This is a genomic window from Thermoanaerobacterium calidifontis (assembly GCF_055381745.1).
On the sequence record NZ_AP042436.1, the window covers coordinates 1349426 to 1367845 of the forward strand.

General features: G+C 33.4%; 20 protein-coding genes. All 20 read right to left on the reverse strand.

The window, feature by feature from the left end:
* Window positions 1–6: 6 nt before the first annotated feature.
* Complete coding sequence (gene nusA / locus ACZ42G_RS06930) at window positions 7–1044, reverse strand: transcription termination factor NusA (RefSeq protein ID WP_045408210.1); 1038 nt, start codon at window positions 1042–1044, stop codon at window positions 7–9.
* Between the two features lie 18 nt (window positions 1045–1062).
* The gene (gene rimP / locus ACZ42G_RS06935; protein WP_464849761.1) at window positions 1063–1518 is read right to left on the reverse strand and encodes a ribosome maturation factor RimP; all 456 of its coding nucleotides are present in this window, start codon (window positions 1516–1518) and stop codon (window positions 1063–1065) included.
* Window positions 1519–1643: 125 nt separating this feature from the next.
* Window positions 1644–5876 (reverse strand): PolC-type DNA polymerase III, encoded by a 4233-nt coding sequence (locus tag ACZ42G_RS06940; protein ID WP_464849762.1) that lies wholly within the window; start codon window positions 5874–5876, stop codon window positions 1644–1646.
* A 13-nt stretch (window positions 5877–5889) separates the two neighbouring features.
* The gene (locus tag ACZ42G_RS06945) at window positions 5890–6519 is read right to left on the reverse strand and encodes a glycosyltransferase family 2 protein (RefSeq protein WP_085111955.1); all 630 of its coding nucleotides are present in this window, start codon (window positions 6517–6519) and stop codon (window positions 5890–5892) included.
* Entirely contained in the window at window positions 6519–7580 is a 1062-nt protein-coding gene (ispG, locus tag ACZ42G_RS06950; protein WP_464849764.1) for a flavodoxin-dependent (E)-4-hydroxy-3-methylbut-2-enyl-diphosphate synthase, read from the reverse strand. The genes ACZ42G_RS06945 and ispG overlap by 1 nt, the downstream gene beginning before the upstream one ends.
* A 15-nt stretch (window positions 7581–7595) precedes the next feature.
* A complete protein-coding gene (gene rseP / locus ACZ42G_RS06955) occupies window positions 7596–8612 on the reverse strand; it encodes an RIP metalloprotease RseP (protein WP_085111957.1) in 1017 nt (338 codons plus the stop codon).
* Window positions 8613–8619: 7 nt separating this feature from the next.
* Entirely contained in the window at window positions 8620–9768 is a 1149-nt protein-coding gene (gene dxr, locus ACZ42G_RS06960) for a 1-deoxy-D-xylulose-5-phosphate reductoisomerase (protein ID WP_464849766.1), read from the reverse strand.
* A 12-nt stretch (window positions 9769–9780) separates the two neighbouring features.
* Window positions 9781–10563, reverse strand: a complete 783-nt coding sequence (locus ACZ42G_RS06965; RefSeq protein WP_464849768.1) for a phosphatidate cytidylyltransferase — start codon at window positions 10561–10563, stop codon at window positions 9781–9783.
* 17 nt (window positions 10564–10580) lie between these two features.
* Window positions 10581–11342: an isoprenyl transferase gene (locus tag ACZ42G_RS06970; protein WP_085111960.1), complete on the reverse strand. Its 762-nt coding sequence runs from the start codon at window positions 11340–11342 to the stop codon at window positions 10581–10583.
* 47 nt (window positions 11343–11389) lie between these two features.
* The gene (locus ACZ42G_RS06975; protein ID WP_013788072.1) at window positions 11390–11566 is read right to left on the reverse strand and encodes a hypothetical protein; all 177 of its coding nucleotides are present in this window, start codon (window positions 11564–11566) and stop codon (window positions 11390–11392) included.
* Window positions 11563–12117, reverse strand: a complete 555-nt coding sequence (gene frr, locus ACZ42G_RS06980) for a ribosome recycling factor (RefSeq protein WP_274892801.1) — start codon at window positions 12115–12117, stop codon at window positions 11563–11565. Before frr ends, ACZ42G_RS06975 begins: the two co-directional genes overlap by 4 nt.
* A gap of 2 nt (window positions 12118–12119) precedes the next feature.
* On the reverse strand, window positions 12120–12830 hold the full coding sequence (gene pyrH, locus ACZ42G_RS06985) for a UMP kinase (protein WP_014758676.1): 711 nt from the start codon (window positions 12828–12830) through the stop codon (window positions 12120–12122).
* 104 nt (window positions 12831–12934) lie between these two features.
* Entirely contained in the window at window positions 12935–13552 is a 618-nt protein-coding gene (gene tsf, locus ACZ42G_RS06990; RefSeq protein WP_085111962.1) for a translation elongation factor Ts, read from the reverse strand.
* A gap of 63 nt (window positions 13553–13615) precedes the next feature.
* A complete protein-coding gene (rpsB, locus tag ACZ42G_RS06995) occupies window positions 13616–14323 on the reverse strand; it encodes a 30S ribosomal protein S2 (protein WP_085111963.1) in 708 nt (235 codons plus the stop codon).
* A gap of 134 nt (window positions 14324–14457) precedes the next feature.
* Entirely contained in the window at window positions 14458–14730 is a 273-nt protein-coding gene (locus ACZ42G_RS07000) for a hypothetical protein (protein WP_013788077.1), read from the reverse strand.
* A gap of 12 nt (window positions 14731–14742) precedes the next feature.
* Window positions 14743–16104 carry a DUF342 domain-containing protein gene (locus ACZ42G_RS07005; protein WP_464849772.1) on the reverse strand — a complete coding sequence of 454 codons (1362 nt, stop codon included), beginning with the start codon at window positions 16102–16104 and terminating at the stop codon, window positions 14743–14745.
* 25 nt (window positions 16105–16129) lie between these two features.
* On the reverse strand, window positions 16130–16870 hold the full coding sequence (locus tag ACZ42G_RS07010) for a sigma-70 family RNA polymerase sigma factor (RefSeq protein ID WP_085111965.1): 741 nt from the start codon (window positions 16868–16870) through the stop codon (window positions 16130–16132).
* 22 nt (window positions 16871–16892) lie between these two features.
* The gene (locus ACZ42G_RS07015) at window positions 16893–17381 is read right to left on the reverse strand and encodes a chemotaxis protein CheD (RefSeq protein ID WP_014758670.1); all 489 of its coding nucleotides are present in this window, start codon (window positions 17379–17381) and stop codon (window positions 16893–16895) included.
* A complete protein-coding gene (locus tag ACZ42G_RS07020) occupies window positions 17374–17988 on the reverse strand; it encodes a chemotaxis protein CheC (protein WP_085111966.1) in 615 nt (204 codons plus the stop codon). Before ACZ42G_RS07020 ends, ACZ42G_RS07015 begins: the two co-directional genes overlap by 8 nt.
* Window positions 17985–18419, reverse strand: coding sequence for a chemotaxis protein CheW (locus ACZ42G_RS07025; protein ID WP_085111967.1), 435 nt, complete (start codon window positions 18417–18419; stop codon window positions 17985–17987). The genes ACZ42G_RS07020 and ACZ42G_RS07025 overlap by 4 nt, the downstream gene beginning before the upstream one ends.
* Window position 18420 lies beyond the last annotated feature (1 nt).

The window sequence follows — 18420 nt, forward strand, 5'->3', positions numbered from 1 at the left end:
CAACCTTTAAGATTTAGCAGTAGATTCACTTGTTATGTCTATCTTCCATCCTGTTAGCTTAGCAGCTAATCTTACATTTTGTCCTTCTTTGCCAATTGCAAGAGAAAGCTGATAATCAGGTACGACGACTCTTGCTATTTTTTCTTTTTCATCAATATCAATACTTAAAACTTTGGCCGGACTTAAAGCGTTAGTTACAAATTCCTGTGGCTTTGAGCTCCATTTTACGATATCTATCTTTTCACCCTTTAGCTCATTTACAACAGCTTGTACCCTTGCGCCTTTGTAACCTACACATGAACCTACGGGATCAACATTTTCGTCTTTTGCGTACACAGCCATCTTCGTCCTTGAACCAGGTTCTCTTGAGATGCTTCTAATTTCAACGATACCTTGTTGTAATTCTGGTACTTCCATCTCAAAAAGCCTTTTTACTAATCCTGGGTGTGAACGCGATATCAGTATTTGCGGACCTTTTGTAGTCTTTTTAACTTCTACTATATAGACTTTTATTCTATCTCCATGTTTGTAGGTTTCGTTTGGAATCTGCTCATTTGGCGTCAAAGTAGCTTCAGTTTTGCCTAAATCAACTAAAACATTCTTTTTTTCTATTCTTTCTACAATTCCAGTGACTATTTCTGATTCCTTGCTTAAAAAGTCTTCATACACAATGCCTCGTTCTGCTTCTCTTATTCTTTGAACAACAACCTGTTTAGCATTTTGTGCTGCTATTCTTCCAAAAGATTTTGGCGTAACTTCAATATCAACAGTATCACCAACAAGGTATTTCTTGCTTAATTTTTGAGCTTCTTCCAAACTTATTTCAAGCAAATCATTGTACACATTTTCGACAACTGTTTTTTGAGCATAGACTTTAACATCGCCAGTTTCTCTGTCCATCTTTACTTTGACATTCTGAGCTGTTCCATAGTTTTTTTTGTACGCCGAAACCAATGCAGCTTCTATTGCTTCAAACATCGTCTCTTTCGGAATGCCTTTATCTTTGCAAATTTGTTCAAGTGCTTCAATAAATTCGCTGTTCATTATTTTCCCTCCTTTAATCTAAAATTTTATAACAGGTTTAACCAAACTAACATTTTTTATATCAAATTCTCTTTTCCCGCCATCGTCAACAATGATTACTTTATCATCTTCAAGGCCTAAAAGCTCCCCTTCATACTTTTTCTTTTTATCTATCGGTTGATATAATGAAACTTCAACTAAACTGCCTTTGAATTTTTCAAAATCACGTTTTGTTTTTAATGGTCTATCTATTCCAGGTGAAGAAACTTCAAGTATATAGCTATTCTCTATTGGATCTACTTCATCCAGCTTTTCACTTAAATATTCACTTATAATTTGACAATCGTCTAAGCTAACTCCTCCATCTTTGTCTATATAAACTCTTAGATACCAATTGTTGCCTTCTTTTTTGTATTCAACATCAACCAATTCAAAATTGTTTTTTTCTATGGCGGGAGTAACAAGCTGTCTTGTCAACTCTTCAATCTTTGACAATTTGATAACCTCCTTGTAGCTCATTATTTTATATATATAATACGAAAGAGTGGGAAACCCCACTCTTAAGTTCCATCTCTATTTTGCCATATCAATTATAACATACACAAATAACCAATGCAACATTAAAATAAACTTAATTGATTTGATTCAGGAATATCCTGTAAGCAACCATGCTGCTTTAAAATGTCAATAACAGTTTTACTGATTCTCGTTCTATTTCTCAAATCTTCTATTGATAAAAATTTGCCTTTTTCTCTCTCTTCAGCTATTATCTTCGCTGCTTGCTTACCTATACCTTCCAATGAGTTCAACGGAGGTAAAATGCCATCTTTTGTAATTAAAAATTTCACCGCATCAGATTTATACAAATCAATATTTGTGAATCTTAGACCTCTAAGGTACATTTCAAGACCAACCTCTAATATTGTCAATAAGCCTTTCTCCTTTGCTGTAGCATTATTGCCCTTTGATTCGATTAGCCTTATATTTTCTTTGATTTTTTCTAACGAATCCATCATATCCAAATTAAATTCATCAGCTCTAACAGTAAAATACGTAGCATAAAAAGCCTCAGGGTGGTGCACTTTAAAATAAGCTATCCTAAAAGCCATTATGACATAAGCAACTGCATGGGCTTTAGGAAACATGTACTTGATTTTTTGACATGACTGAATAAACCAATCAGGCACATTATGGTTTTTCATTTCATCTATTTCTTCGTCTTTTATGCCCTTTCCTTTTCTAACGCTTTCCATTATCTTAAAAGACAACTTCTTGTCAAGCCCTTTGCTGATAAGAAATAACATTATATCATCTCGTGTGGAGATTACCTCTTTAAGTGTGGCTTTGCCTTCTTTTATTATGTCCTGTGCATTATTAAGCCAAACATCTGTACCGTGTGAAAGTCCGCTTATTCTTACAAGCTCTGCAAAAGTTGTCGGCTTTGTATCAACCAGCATCTGTCTTACAAATTTCGTTCCAAATTCAGGCAATCCTAAAGTGCCTACTGTGCAATTTATATCTTCTGGATCTATGTTAAGTGCTTCTACACTTGTAAAAAGGCTCATCGTCTTTTTATCATCTAATGGTATTTCTCTGGCATTGATTCCTGTTAAATCTTCCAGCATTCTGATTACTGTAGGATCATCATGGCCAAGTATATCAAGCTTAAGCAATCTTCCGCTTATAGAGTGATAATCAAAGTGTGTTGTTATTATGTCTGAATCTTGTGCATCTGCAGGATGCTGTATTGGTGTAAAATCGTAAATATCTTTGTCTTTAGGAACAACCATAACGCCACCTGGATGTTGCCCTGTAGTCCTTTTGGCACCAGTACAACCCATGACTAACCTCTTGATTTCTGCATTATGAACCGTTAAATTTTTTTCTTCGAAATACTTTTTCACAAAGCCGTATGCTGTTTTATCAGCCAATGTACCAATAGTTCCAGCTCTAAAGACGTGACCTGTACCAAATATTTCTTCTGTGTATTTATGCGCTATCGGCTGATAATCTCCTGAAAAGTTTAAATCTATATCTGGCTCTTTGTCCCCTTCAAATCCAAGAAAAACTTCAAACGGAATATCATGCCCATCTTTTCTCATTTTTGTTCCGCATTGTGGACAATTTTTATCAGGCATATCCACACCAGAACCGTAACTTCCATCTAATATAAACTCCGAGTGCTTGCAATGAGGGCAGATATAATGAGGTGGCAATGGATTAACCTCGGTTATTCCACTCATGGTTGCCACAAATGATGAACCGACTGAACCCCTTGAACCAACTAAATAACCATCACTCAGTGATTTTGTAACTAACTTTTGAGCTATGATGTACATAACAGCATAGCCATTATTTATGATAGAATTTAACTCTTTGTCCAGCCTTTTTTCAACTATTTCTGGCAATTTTTCACCGTATATTTCATGAGCTTTGTTTAATGTCAATTTCCTAAGCTCTTCTTCTGCACCCTCTATTGACGGAGGAAATGTACCATCTGGTATTGGTTTAACATCTTCTATAGAATCTGCTATTTGATTAGGATTGTCTATGACAATCTCCTTTGCAATCTCTCTATCAAAATAATCAAATTCTCGCAGCATTTCATCAGTTGTTCTGAAATAAAGTGGCGGTTGTCTATCAGCATCTTTAAACCCCTTTCCATACATGAGTATTTTTCTATACACATTATCCCAAGGGTCTAAAAAATGAACATCACACGTTGCAACAACCGGCTTTTTGAGTTGTTTGCCTAAATCATAAATTCTTTTATTTATTTTAATCAATTCTTCTTTGTTTTTTACCTCACCCTTATCAACTAAAAATTCGTTATTTCCTAAGGGTTGCACTTCTAAATAATCATAATAACTGACGATTTCACGTAATTTATCGTCGTCAAGATTTGATATAAGTCCTCTAAAGACTTCGCCTTGTTCACAAGCAGAACCAATTAACAATCCTTCTCTCATTTGCGACAAAAGACTTTTAGGAATTCTCGGATTTCTATGAAAATACTCTAAATTTGACCTTGATACCAATTCATAGAGATTTCTCAACCCCTTTTGATTCTTGACAAGTATAATCACATGATATGTAGGCATCTTTTTTATGTCAACCTTATTCTTTAAATAATCATTTATTTCATTTACTTTTTCTATTCCGCTTTCTTTCAGCTTATTGATGCTTTTAATAAAAATTTCAGCAGTTGCTTTAGCATCGTCTACGGCTCTATGATGATTTTCAAGTGACACACCAAGATGCTGCGCTACAGTATCCAGTTTGTAATTTTTTAGATTTTCATACATGTGCCTACTTAACTCTAAAGTGTCTAAAACGGGATTGTCCACTTCCATACCAAGATTTCTGGCCTTTGTCTTTATAAAAGTCACATCAAAGTTTGCATTATGCGCTACAAGAATAGAATCCTTTATAAAGTCCAAAAATTTAGGCAAAATTTCTTCAATAGATGGGTACTCTTTAACCATGTCGTCTGTTATGCCAGTCAATTTTGTTATAAATTTAGATATGTGAACTTGTGGATTCACAAAAGTTTCGAATGTATCTACTATTTGACAATTTTTTATCTTAACAGCCCCAATTTCAATAATATTGTCATTAATGCTTGAAAGACCGGTAGTTTCAATGTCAAATACAACAAAGCTGCCATCAATAGTCATAGATGTGCTTCCGCTGACGATTGGAACACCATCGTTGACAAGATAACCCTCTACACCGTAGATGACTTTAACACCATATTTTTTCGCAGCACTTTGAGCTTCAGGATAAGCCTGCAATACAGCATGATCTGTTATTGCAATCGCTTTGTGCCCCCACTCTGATGCCCTTCTGATTAAAGACTCTGCAGAGCTTACTCCATCCATGCTGCTCATTTGTGTATGTACATGCAGCTCTACCCTTTTTTGTGGATGAGAATCTACTCTGACAGATTTCTCGCACAGTTCTACGTCTTTAGCATTCAATATTAGATCTCTTTCATATTTATCGTAAATAACAGTACCACGCACTTTTACATTGCTTCCTATTGTCAATCTGTCTTTGATTAAATTGTATTTTTCACCATTTAAAAATGCTTTAACTGTAAATGAAGATGTAGTATCAGTAATATCAAAAGTCATCAGATATTTAGATTTTATTTCGCGAAAATCTATTGAAAAAATTTCACCTTTTATTGCAACATCATCGCCTTCTTGAAATACATCGCAGATCTTTACAACTTCTGTATTTATTTCTTTTCCAAGCAATACTTTGCTGTCATTATCATCCACGTCACTTTCAATTTTTTGGCTACTTTCTGTAGGACTTGTGATGATGTTATTTGCCAAGATTTCTTCGTCCTTTTTGATTTCTTCATGAAGTTTGTCATATATTGCTTCATCAAAATCTAAAGCAAAATTTACGTCTAGATCATAATATTCTTTTATCAATTCGCCAATGTACGCATCGATTTTGTTTTTCTTAAGAAAATTAAAAGATACTTCATTTGATGCCTTTATTATTACATGTTCCTCATCTTTAATCGATACATGACATGATTTTATAAAGCTTAAAGTGCCAGGATATTTTTCACTGGCTTTTTTTATAATATCGTCCCAATAATCATTTAAAATGGAATACACATCAATGTTATTTGTGCCTATAAATTCAAATTCTATATTAGAAAGTAGAGGGATTTTTGATTTGATAGTAGATTTTAAAGATTCTAATTTTGAAACATCTTTTTTAAAATTGAAAGGCAAAAACAGTATAAGCTTTCTTTCCTTTAGACATAAACTTATCTTATTTATTTTTATATCGCTTATACCTAATTCCTCTTTAAGAAAAGAAGGTAGCATCAAAACGCACTCCTTACATCCATACCTTTAAAATGTCTTTATACATCATCAATCTAGCTTTAAAACCTTTAATAAAACCCAATTTTTCTTCTTTCATTACATGCGTCATATTTTCTAACTGTACATGTTGCACTCTTAAATGTTTTTCTTTGGCATATTTCGTAAGCGCTACTTCTATTCCATATTTCAAAATGTCTACATCGCTTTTATTTATAAAATCTATAAGAACATCTCTTTTTAAAGCACGCTGCCCTGACAAAAAAGGAGCTATTTTTTGTGCTAAATCAGTTCTTTTCCTTCCAGATGAAAATATGCCAACTGCCATATCACACTTATTATCTAAAACAGGTTTTACTAATTTATTAAAATGCTCTGGAGTAAAACCTATAAGATCTGCATCAAGCAAAACTAATACATCTCCATTAGCAGCTTGAATGCCCCTTTTTAAAGCGGCACCCTTCCCTAAATTTGTCTTTAGATTTATAAGCTTTACGTTAAAAAGAGAAACGACTTTTTCAGTATCATCTGTTGAACCATCATTTACAACTATTGTTTCATCAATGATATTGATTTTTTCTAATACTTTTAAAACATCTTTTATATTTTTTCCCTCATTATACGCAGGAATAATGACAGATATCATCATGATTTCTCCTTCAGTATATCGTTAAGTTCCTTAATAAATTCATCAAAAAGCTTATCTTCTGGTACTTTTTTAATAATCTTTCCTTTTTTAAAGATAAGACCTTCTCCAATTCCACCGGCTATTCCTATATCTGCTTCTCTTGCCTCGCCGGGGCCATTGACTGCACATCCCATTACAGCAACTTTTATGTCTTGATTTATATTTGCTGTTGCTTTTTCAACTTTTTGAGCCAATTCTATCAGATCAATTTTAGTTCTTCCACATGTTGGGCAAGAAATTATTTCTACGCCTCCTTTTGCCAATTCTAAAGATTTTAATATTTGTTTTCCAACTCTTACTTCTTCGACAGGATTCCCTGTCAAAGATACTCTTATTGTATCTCCAATACCCATATATAGCAGTGTGCCAATCCCAACAGCAGATTTTATAGTTCCTGAAAAAATTGTTCCAGCCTCTGTAATGCCAACATGAAGTGGATAATCTATCTTTTCAGAAATAATCTTATAAGACTCAATTGTCAATGGTACATTAGTAGTTTTCAAAGATACCACTATATCGTAAAAGCCGCATTTTTCTAACAGAGATACACTTTTAAGTGCACTTTCAACAATTCCATCCGCTGTTACACCACCATATTTATTTAAAATGTCCCTTTCCAATGAACCAGAATTTACACCTACTCTTATGGGGATTCCTGCTTCTTTAGCAGCAGCTACTACTGCTTTAAGCTTATCATCTCCACCAATATTGCCTGGATTTATCCTGATCTTATCTGCTCCACACTTGATAGCTTCTAAAGCTAATCTGTAATCAAAATGTATGTCGGCAACAATAGGGATATCAATTTCTTTTTTTATTTCTTCAATGGCTTTTGCAGCATCTACATCAAGGACAGCTACACGCACAATATCACAACCCACACTTTCAAGCTCTTTAATTTGCTGCACGGTTTTTTTTACATCTTTTGTGTCAGTATTAGTCATGGACTGTATTGCAATCGGGTTTTCTCCACCTATGCGTACGCTTCCTATTTTTATTTCTTTTGTTCTTTTCCTCATAAAGTTTATCACCTATTATTTTAAAATATTTATCCTAACCAAATCTTTATATGTAGCAAAAAGTATAAGCGCAATAAGCAACATAAAACCTATATAATGGACAAATCCTTCTTTTTCGGGATCGACAGGTTTTCCTCTAATTTTTTCTATCAGCACGAATAGAATCCTACCGCCATCCAATGCTGGAAACGGCAGTAAATTAAATAACCCTAAATTTACGCTTATAAGCGCAGTAAATGCCATTAAATTCAGTATGCCAGATTTCGCCTCTGTGCCAATAGCTTGAACTATGCCAACTGGCCCCATCAAATCATTCGTTGAAACTTTGCCAGTTATTAACATGTAGAGAGATAAAATTATCATTTTTGAAAAATAAATAGTTTGTTTTACACCACTATCGACAGCTAATACCAAAGACCTGCGATACTGTGGCACTATACCTATCATTGGCTTTGCAGTGCTTTTGTCAACTATCGGTATAACAGACTTTTTTAAAGTAGCATTTCCTCTTTTAATTGTAAAATTTAATTTTACTCCATTGTTTGAATTTATAATGTTTTGCAATGTAGTCCAATCATTTATTTTAGTATTGTTTACCATTACTATTTCATCTCCCGGCTTTATACCGGCCTTTTCTGCAGGATAACCACTTATAGTTGAACTGACAATCGGAACTGGACTTCCAACAAAATAGAAAACCATAATTAAAATTATAAAAGTTAATAATATATTCATCAAAGGACCAGCCGCAAAAATGCCAAGCCTTGTGTACCAAGGTTTATTAGTCACAGCTCTTTTATCATTAGACATTTCATCTTCACCTGCTAAAGCACAAAAACCGCCAAAAAGCATTAATCTAAACGAATATTCTGTTTCACCATGTTTTTTTGAAAATATCTTCGGTCCAAAACCAATAGCAAATTCATTAACTTTTGTGCCAGACAATTTTGCTACTATAAAATGTCCAAACTCATGAATCGTGACTAAAATGCCCAATACAATTACACTTACAACAACATAAAAAAATACCACTTACCTATCACCTCATATATTCACGCTTAATTTTTTCCCTTATTTCTTTATCTACTTCTATTATATCATTTAATTCAGGATTAATGATGTTTTTATGATTATTCATATATTTTTCTATTATATAAGGAATATCATTAAACGAAATTGCTTTTTCTAAAAACAATTGAACTGCTACTTCATCTGCTGTATTTAAAACTGTTGTCATTGTTCCACCTTCTTCTAAAGCATCATATGCCAGTTGAAGGCATCTAAAAGTATTAACATCTGGTTTTTCAAATGATAAACTTCCAATCTTCGCAACATCCAAATATCGTATGCCTTCTACATATACCCTGTTTGGAAAATTTAAAGCATACTGTATCGGTATCCTCATATCAGCAGTCGCCATTTCTGCAATAATGCTTCCATCAATAAACTCTACCATTGAATGGATTATGCTTTCTTTATGCACAACAACTTCTATTTTTTCCAATGGCACATCAAAAAGCCATTTAGCTTCTATTACCTCAAACCCCTTATTCATGAGTGTAGCAGAATCAATTGTTATTTTTTTACCCATCTTCCAATTAGGGTGATTTAAAGCTTCTTCAACTGTCACTGATTTTAAATCGCTTAATGTTTTCCCTCTAAATGGTCCTCCAGATGCAGTTATAATCAATTTATTTACAAATTCTTTTTTTCCAGATTGAATGCATTGGTAAATCGCATTGTGTTCACTGTCAACAGGTAGTATATTTATGTTTTTCTCAATTGCCAGTTTCTTAATTATATGTCCGCCTGTAACTAAGCATTCCTTATTGGCAAGTGCAATATCATGCCCTGCTTCAATCGCTTTTATAGTAGGAATAAGCGCTGCTATGCCTTCAATTGCTACAACAACAGTCTGAACATTTGAAAGAGAAGCTACTTCGTTTATTCCACCATCACCAGAGAGAATCACTGTATTAGTGTCCACCATTTCTTTTAACTTTTTTGCAGACAATTCATCTTTAACAGCTACAAATTGCGGCTTAAATTCATCAATTTGTTGCTTTATAAGATCAATATTATTATAACATGTAAGTCCTATAACACGAAATTCATTTGATTTTCTTACCACATCAAGTGTTTGAGTCCCAATCGAACCTGTAGAACCTAAAACGACAATATTTTTCATGCTTAGCTCCTTTCATCTGTATAAATATGTGAAAAATATGTAAATACAAGGAGATACAAAAAGAATACTATCAAATCTATCCAATATCCCGCCATGCCCAGGAATAATTTTGCTAAAATCTTTCGTGTTGCAATTTCGTTTTATAAACGACGCAAAAAGATCACCTATTTGAGCCACTATACTGCCTATAATGCTTAAAAAAATGATATAATAATAATTTAGTTCTAATTTTCCTCTAAATAAATATGTAAACAAAAGGCATCCTACCAACGAACCTATTATTCCACCAACTGAACCTTCAAAAGTCTTGTTAGGACTAATTGATGGACATAATTTATTTTTACCGATGCGTTTACCTATGAAATATGCAAAAGTATCTGTCAGCCAAGAAATGATAAATATAAGCCATACAAGCAAGTAACCGCCTTTAATATCCCTTATTTTCCCTATGTACGAGAAAAAAATGACATATATGATTCCCATAATCGTTATGGAAGTATCTTTCAAATTATACTTATGAAGTACAACCGGAATAGAAAATATTACTACAGACAAAATCACAAAAAGATCTATAGAATCATAGGTATAACTAAAAATATAAAAAAATAAAACAGCACCATAGCCTATAAAATTTATAGGCCTTATTTCTGTATTTTTAAACACCGCGTAAAACTCGTACAATCCAATAAGACTGATAGCTACTAAAAAAAGTCTAAGATACCAGCCCCCCATGATTAATGCCGCAAAAACTAAAGGAAGCCCTATTACTGCACTAAGTATCCTTTTTTTTAACATAGATTCAACTCCTTAATTCATATGCCGCCAAAACGTCTATTTCGCTTTTGGTAATCAAATATAGCCTGCAAAAGGTGCCTTTTTTCAAAATCTGGCCATAAGACATCAGAAAACCATAGCTCAGAGTATGCAGACTGCCAAAGCATAAAATTGCTAATTCGCAATTCTCCGCTTGGTCTTATAATCAAATCAGGATCTGGTTGTCCTGATGTATATAAATTATCGGCAATAACATTTTCATCAATATCATTTAAATCAATTTCGCCGTTCAATAAAGAGCTGCCTATCCTTTTAAATGCTCTAACTATTTCACTTCTGCCACCATAATTTAAGGCGATATTTAAAGTAAGGCCAGTATTGTTTTTGGTTATTTCCTCGGACTCTTTTATCTTGATTCTACATTTTTCAGGTATCATTGATAAATCGCCAATAAAGTTTAATTTCACATTGTTTTCATTCAATTCATTTACTTCACGACCTAAATACTCTATAAGTAAGTCCATCAATCCATTAACTTCATCTGCAGGCCTTTTCCAATTTTCTGTCGAAAATGCGTATAAAGTCAAATACTTGATTCCAATTTCAGATGATGCTTTAACAATTCGCCTTACAGCTTCCATACCAGCTCTATGTCCAAGTGTTCTTATGAAACCTCTCTTTTTCGCCCATCTACCATTTCCATCCATTATTATTGCCACATGCTTTGGAATATTGTTTTCATCAAGTTTTTTCTCTATATCCTCATCAAAATCTTTTTGTCGTTTTTTGATAAACCCCATTAAATTTCCTCCTTATAATATGGGCAATACCCCCTCATGTGAGGGGGTTAAAATTCAGCTACTATAACTGATAATATACCATCTTCAAACATCGTTTTTAAGACGCGTCTCTGATATCCTCTATATTTTTTGGTAGGCTTAGTAAATATTATATTGTATTGAACATTATTTTTTTCTAAAATCTTCTTAGCCGCTTCAATATCGTACCCAATAATATCGATCAAATCTCCATTATCTCCTTTTCCTTCTGCTCCAAAATTTTGTCTATCTCTTTAATATACTTATCCGTAAGTTTTTGTACATTTTCTTCACTTTTTAATTTCTCATCTTCCGAAATCTCGCCATTTTTATCCATCTTTTTAATAGCATCATTGGCATCTCTTCTAATCTGCCTTACTGCGACCCTAGCTTCTTCACCTTTTTTATGAACTAATTTAACAAGCTCTTTCCTTCTCTCTTCTGTCAAATCCGGAAAAACTAATCTGATTATTTTGCCATCAGAAGTAGGATTAATGTTTAAATCTGATTTTTGAATTGCTTTTTCAATTTCAGATATTTTGGATGTGTCCCACGGCTGAATGATTATAACTTTTGGTTCTGGTGCCGTAATTGTCGCTAACTTATTTATTGGAGTCATGGTACCATAGTAGTCGATTGATATTCTGTCTAAAAGTGCAGGATTAGCCCTGCCAGCCCTTATAGACATCAATTCATTTTTTAAAACTGCTATTGACTTTTTCATTTTTTCTTCAGTGTTTTTTAACAAATCATCCATCACTATCCCTCCTTGACAATTGTTCCTATTTTTTGGCCCATTATTACGTTCTTAATGTTTCCTGGTACAGTCAAATTAAACACGATAATTGGAATATTATTGTCCATACATAGAGAAGTTGCTGTAGAGTCCATCACTCCAAGTCCTCTGTTAAGCACATCAAGATATGTCAACTTATCAAATTTAATAGCATCTTTATGTTTAACAGGGTCCTTATCATAGACTCCATCTACTTTCTTAGCAAGAAGAATCACTTCCGCATCTATCTCAGCAGCTCTTAAAGATGCTGTCGTATCGGTAGAGAAGAAAGGATTACCAGTACCAGCCGCAAAAATCACAACTCTTCCTTTTTCAAGATGCCTTATTGCCCTCCTTCGAATATACGGTTCAGCAATCTGCCTCATCTCAATGGCAGTTTGAACCCTCGTTTCTACACCTCTCCGCTCTAAAGCATCTTGCAAAGCAAGAGAATTAATAACTGTAGCAAGCATTCCCATATGATCAGCGGTAGTCCTATCCATTCCTACTCCTTCTCTACCCCTCCAGATATTACCACCTCCAATTACAACACCTATTTGAACGCCCATTTCTTTTACTTCTTTTATTTGATCAGCAATTAAATTTACAGTTTCAAAATCGATACCGTATCCTGTGCTGCCAGACAAAGCTTCTCCTGAAATTTTTAATATTATTCGTTTGTATTTCACAGACATTAAAACACCTCATTTTATTATTCTATAAAAATATTAAAAATCCTTCATAAAAATCTATTAAAAATAGGACACAACCGTGTCCTATTTTGGTTGCCTATTTAATTTTATTCTTCTTCTTGAGAATTTTCAATACCTTCTCCTCTTTCGAATCTCACAAATCTTCTTATTATTATATTTTCACCAAGCTTTGCAATCAATTCATTTAATAGGTCTTTTATCGTCTTGCTATCATCTCTTATATACAATTGTTCTAATAAGCAATTTTCCTTATAGAATTTTTCGAGTCTTCCTTCAATTATTCTGTCAATCACTTGAGCTGGTTTGCCTTCATTTAATGATTGTGCCTTTAAAATTTCCCTTTCTTTTTCAATAACTTCTTGCGGTACATCTTCTCTTTTTATGTACTGCGGATTGGCTGCAGCGATTTGCATGCATATTTCTTTTACAAAAGATTTAAAATCATCTGTATTGGCGACAAAATCTGTTTCACAATTTACTTCAACAAGAACACCAATTCTGCCGCCACCATGAATGTACGATTCTACTAATCCTTCATTTGCAACTCTGCCAGCCTTTTTAGCAGCTGCTGCCAATCCTCTTTCTCTTAATATATCAATCGCTTTTTCAATATCGCCATTAGAATCAGTAAGCGCTCTTTTGCAATCCATCATACCTGCCCCAGTACGCTCTCTAAGTTCTTTAACTTGTTGTGCAGAAATCATATAATCTTACCTCCATCCTAATATAATTTATGGTAAGGATGAAAATTCCTTACCATTCTAAAATTACTCTTCAACCGCAGTTAATTGTTCACCCTGTTTAGCCTCAATTACAGCATCAGCTATCTTTGAAGCTATTAATTTTACAGCACGAATCGCATCATCGTTGCCCGGTATAGGATAATCTACTTCTTCAGGATCGCAATTTGTATCAACAATTGCAACGATAGGAATATCGAGATTTTTAGCTTCAGCGATGGCAATTGCTTCTTTCTTAGGATCAACCACAAAAAGTACCGATGGAAGGCTATTCATGTTTTCTATTCCACCTAAATACTTTTGAAGTTTTTCCTTTTCTTTTCTAAGCTTTATAACCTCTTTTTTAGGTAAAACTTCAAATGTGCCATCCTCTTCCATCTTCTTTAACTCTTTAAGTCTTTCAATCCTGCTCCTAATTGTCTTGTAATTTGTCAACATTCCACCAAGCCATCTTTGATTGACATAGTACATTCCGCATCTTTCTGCTTCTTCTTTAACAGAATCCTGGGCTTGTTTCTTTGTACCTACAAATAAGACAGTACCATCATTTGAAACAACATCTTTTATAAAATCGTATGCTTCCTCTATCTTTTTTACCGTTTTTTGAAGATCTATAATATATATTCCATTCCTCTCGGTAAAAATATAAGGAGCCATCTTAGGATTCCATCTTCTTGTTTGATGACCGAAATGTACACCTGCTTCTAATAATTGTTTCATTGATATAACTGACATATTCTCACCTCCTGGTTATTCCTCCGTTCAAATCATCTCACAAAACAACCATTGTGGCACCAGTCTTATGATCTTTGAACGTGCGTTATCCACTGATTAATATATTATATTATGATATTTTTGTCAATACAATTTTAAATTTTTATGTCCACATGCCCTAATAAAAACTTTTTTCTTTCTTTTTGAGATGATTTCCCTTCCATTCTATTTTTATCTTTCTTAGTTGACAATTTATTTGATTCGTTGATTTTGTTTGTTCTGCTTTTTTTTATCTCATTTTCATTATTTATCATCTCCATGAATTGACCAACAAATACATCTGGCCTTTGAATTTCAATCTGTTTTATATTGCTTACGTCCACCATTTTAGGAATTGCTACCTGTAAATCTATCGGATTTACTGACATATATATTCCCCCTTACCCTATTGGCAATATGTCTATATCTGCACCATTTCTCACAAAAGTAACATATTTTACAGGATCCTTTATGTTTCTAGATACATCATCTATGGTTATTTTTGTTCCCGGATAAACCGTATCATATACTTTAATTATACCAAATGATTCATCATTATTTGAATTTAATTCTCTATATTCATCTAACAAGGATTTATTCTCAGCTTCCAACTGCAACAAAGATTTAAGAGTTTTTTCATAAATGGCTCTTTTATCTTCGGGTACACCTAATTTCGTTAAATATGAAACGATTTTATTTAATCCGTCTATGGATTTCTCATTTTCAGATATTTTTTTAGATATTTCTTCTTTTCTCTTTCTCTTTTCAGGTGGTTCTCCGACTATTAACTCTGTATGTACAAACATTTTAGAACCAACGTTTATTGCTTCTATTTCTCGCGTTGCTATAACTACACTTCCAACGATTACACCTTTGTTTCCAATTAATTTAACACAATTGTTTGTCTTCACTGTGCTGTACATTATGGCCTCACTTACGACATCATCTTCAGCTATTACTTCACAATTTTGCAAATACTTCGATACGACTTTCCCACCTGAGATAATTTTTGCCTTACCATTACCTTGAATGCCTTTATGAATTATTATATTACCCTTTGCCGATATGGTAGAGCCTTCTACAACACCATATATTTCCACATCTCCATCGCTTTCTATCTTATATCCAGAACTTATGTTGTTGTAGATTTTAATGCTTGCAAAAGTTCTGACATTTCCTGTGGAAGCATTGACATCTTTTAACTCAATTATAGGATTTACATTGATTTTTTGATCTTTTTTAAAAATATGTCCATCAATAGAGGAATAAAGACATCCATCATTAATATATGTATTTTTGCCTAATGGCAATTTGGCCTCTTTGCCTTTATCTGCTTTGACTATTTCTCCTTTTACGTTCATACCGTCTATACCGTCTTCAGGATCTACCTTTCGGGCTATGATTTCATCCTTTTTCACACTTTTAAATATTTGCAACTCTTTATAATCCACTCTTCCATCTTCAAGCACTTTCGGTTCAGCATTGCTTTCAAAATCGATTAAATACTCAACACGCCCATCTTTCCCATTTATAGGCTTTTTACCTTGTGCAATCAAATAACGTTCGTTAATATTGGGGGACTTGCAAATTTTATCGATGACATTTTCAATTATCCCAAAAACTACGTTGTGTGAACTTAATAAATCGTAAATATTGTCTTTATTTAAAGTGATACCATCGTTTGAAATATTTTCAACTATTAAAAATGCTGACATTTTGTCCGATGATATTTCCAATTTGCAAGAATATTTTAAATCACACATATAAATGCCCCCAAATTTTTATTAGTTACAGCAAGTCACTTAGCTTTTCCTTTAACTTTTTTATGGCCTTTGAATGAATTTGTGATATTCTAGATTCCGTCAGTCCCATTATTTTACTAATTTCCTTATAGTTCAAATCCTCATAGTAATACAATGAAATAATCAATCTTTCTTTCTCTTGTAGCGTATCAATAGCCTTAGAAATATTCTGCTTCAAGTCAAACATCATTACTTCGCTTTCAGGATTTGTAACTTCGTTGTCTGTGATTGAAGTGATTTTTAAATTATTCTCAATCACTTCATCTAAAGAACTTATGTATCCTGCATTCATGTAGCTTAAAGTCTTTAAAACGTCATTTTTTGATAACTTTGTTGCCTCCATAATTTCTTCTATAGTAGGTTCTCTTTTATATTCCTGTTCCAATTGTTCAATTGTTTTTTCGATGCTTTTATATCGTTTTTTTAGACTTCTCGGAATCCAGTCTTTTTTTCTCAAATAATCAATTATCTCTCCCTTTATTCTTATCGACGCATATGTTTCAAACTTTACACCTTTTGATACATCATATTTATTAACTGCATCGATTAACCCAATCATTCCTTGGCTTATAAGATCATCAGTATCTTCTTTGCTTAATTCTGACAAGCAAATTCTCTTGACTATATGCTTAACAAGTGGCATATACTTGATGATTATGTCTTCCTTGGAACTTCCGTCTTTTTGTTTCTCATATTTATCCCATAAGTCTTGTTCGAGTAGAGACATTTTTAAACATTCCTTTCCTACCCTAAATAAATTTTACACCATGCCCAATTGTTTTAATTAATAGCTTACCACTTTCGCAGTCAAATTCAATTGTACGACCATAATTACCACCTGTATCCTCTGAAACCAATGGTATGTTTAAAGACGATAAAACTTCTTTAGTAGCAATTACATTGCGGGCACCTATATTCATAATATCCAAGTTTGCCTTTGTTGCAAACATTTGAGCGCCACCTGCTATTTTACTTATTATGTACTTTCTGTCAGCACCTAACTCTAACATCATATCTATCAATGCTGTGATACCTGTATCAGCAAATTTAAGTTTATTTGAGTTGTTTTTACTTTGATTGCTATATGGCAACATAATGTGGACAAGTCCAGATATTTTACTTACTTTGTCATATAGGACGATACCCACACATGACCCAAGACCGACTGTAACCAATTTGCTTGGACACTTTGCAACTCTTGCATCGGCCATTCCTACTCTAAATGTAAAATTATCCATCTAATTCAACTCCAAGTGCGCTAAGTATTTTATCAAATGATTCTATATCAGGTATAAGAAAGAAATCGCCTTTTATTAATCTATTGCCTTCAAAAAACTCCGTCTCAATAAACAAAATTTTATCTGACAATTCGCTAAATTTAATTGCAGGAACGCTTAATATAGCACCTGCCATATCAATGCTGATTGCGGGAGGTGATATTTTCATGTCCAAATTTGTCAATGTAGACAGTGAAGACACATAACTTCCTGCCATAATATTGCCTATTTCTTCTAATGCTGATTTTTCGATTTCTGTAAATTCATCGCCAACATTGACTCCCATCAAATATTGAATCAAATAAGAAGCACTTTCAACATCTAAAGAAAATAAAATATTGCCATTCACACTTCCTTCAAGATCAAAATATATTCCCACAATAATAGTGTCGGCAAGTCCGAATATATCCTGTACTTCGTTTAATTCCATCAGCCGTACGGTAGGGATTTTCATATCTATTTTCTTTCCTATCAAAGATGCTAAAGCTGTTATAGCGTTTCCTGAGCCTATATTCCCAAGCTCTTTAAGCACATCGATGTATGTCTCATTTATCTTATTTATATTCATATCTTCACTTCCTGCTGAGTAGTCAATTTGTCTATATCAAAAAGCATCAATAGCCTGCTTCCTACCTTTCCTATTCGCCCAATAAAACTTTCCTTTTTGTATAAATTGCTGTTAACATCTATTGAGTCTATGTTTTCATCATTTATTTCTACAACTTCATTAGCATTATCTACAATAACTCCAATTACAATGTCGTTATTTTTTATTATGACGATCCTTGTATCATCGTTAAAATCAACTTCTTCTAATTTTAACAACATTCTAATTGAAATGACAGGAATTATCTCACCCCTCAAATTTATAACACCTTTTACAAATGAAGGCGCTTTTGGAACTCTTGTTATCTTAGTAATTTTTTCAATGGATTGTACTTTATCAATTTCTATTCCGTATTCTTCACCGCCTAATTTAGTCACGACAAACATGCTCATA

What these genes read in the sequence shown, in the direction of transcription:
- nusA (WP_045408210.1), bottom strand. Translation starts at nt 1,044, where the DNA reads ATGAACAGCGAATTTATTGAAGCACTTGAACAAATTTGCAAAGATAAA.
- ACZ42G_RS06940 (WP_464849762.1), bottom strand. Translation starts at nt 5,876, where the DNA reads ATGCTACCTTCTTTTCTTAAAGAGGAATTAGGTATAAGCGATATAAAA.
- ACZ42G_RS06945 (WP_085111955.1), bottom strand. Translation starts at nt 6,519, where the DNA reads ATGATATCTGTCATTATTCCTGCGTATAATGAGGGAAAAAATATAAAA.
- ispG (WP_464849764.1), bottom strand. Translation starts at nt 7,580, where the DNA reads ATGAGGAAAAGAACAAAAGAAATAAAAATAGGAAGCGTACGCATAGGT.
- dxr (WP_464849766.1), bottom strand. Translation starts at nt 9,768, where the DNA reads ATGAAAAATATTGTCGTTTTAGGTTCTACAGGTTCGATTGGGACTCAA.
- ACZ42G_RS06965 (WP_464849768.1), bottom strand. Translation starts at nt 10,563, where the DNA reads ATGTTAAAAAAAAGGATACTTAGTGCAGTAATAGGGCTTCCTTTAGTT.
- ACZ42G_RS06970 (WP_085111960.1), bottom strand. Translation starts at nt 11,342, where the DNA reads ATGGGGTTTATCAAAAAACGACAAAAAGATTTTGATGAGGATATAGAG.
- frr (WP_274892801.1), bottom strand. Translation starts at nt 12,117, where the DNA reads ATGGATGATTTGTTAAAAAACACTGAAGAAAAAATGAAAAAGTCAATA.
- pyrH (WP_014758676.1), bottom strand. Translation starts at nt 12,830, where the DNA reads ATGTCTGTGAAATACAAACGAATAATATTAAAAATTTCAGGAGAAGCT.
- tsf (WP_085111962.1), bottom strand. Translation starts at nt 13,552, where the DNA reads ATGATTTCTGCACAACAAGTTAAAGAACTTAGAGAGCGTACTGGGGCA.
- rpsB (WP_085111963.1), bottom strand. Translation starts at nt 14,323, where the DNA reads ATGTCAGTTATATCAATGAAACAATTATTAGAAGCAGGTGTACATTTC.
- ACZ42G_RS07000 (WP_013788077.1), bottom strand. Translation starts at nt 14,730, where the DNA reads ATGTCAGTAAATCCGATAGATTTACAGGTAGCAATTCCTAAAATGGTG.
- ACZ42G_RS07005 (WP_464849772.1), bottom strand. Translation starts at nt 16,104, where the DNA reads ATGTGTGATTTAAAATATTCTTGCAAATTGGAAATATCATCGGACAAA.
- ACZ42G_RS07010 (WP_085111965.1), bottom strand. Translation starts at nt 16,870, where the DNA reads ATGTCTCTACTCGAACAAGACTTATGGGATAAATATGAGAAACAAAAA.
- ACZ42G_RS07015 (WP_014758670.1), bottom strand. Translation starts at nt 17,381, where the DNA reads ATGGATAATTTTACATTTAGAGTAGGAATGGCCGATGCAAGAGTTGCA.
- ACZ42G_RS07020 (WP_085111966.1), bottom strand. Translation starts at nt 17,988, where the DNA reads ATGAATATAAATAAGATAAATGAGACATACATCGATGTGCTTAAAGAG.
- ACZ42G_RS07025 (WP_085111967.1), bottom strand. Translation starts at nt 18,419, where the DNA reads ATGAGCATGTTTGTCGTGACTAAATTAGGCGGTGAAGAATACGGAATA.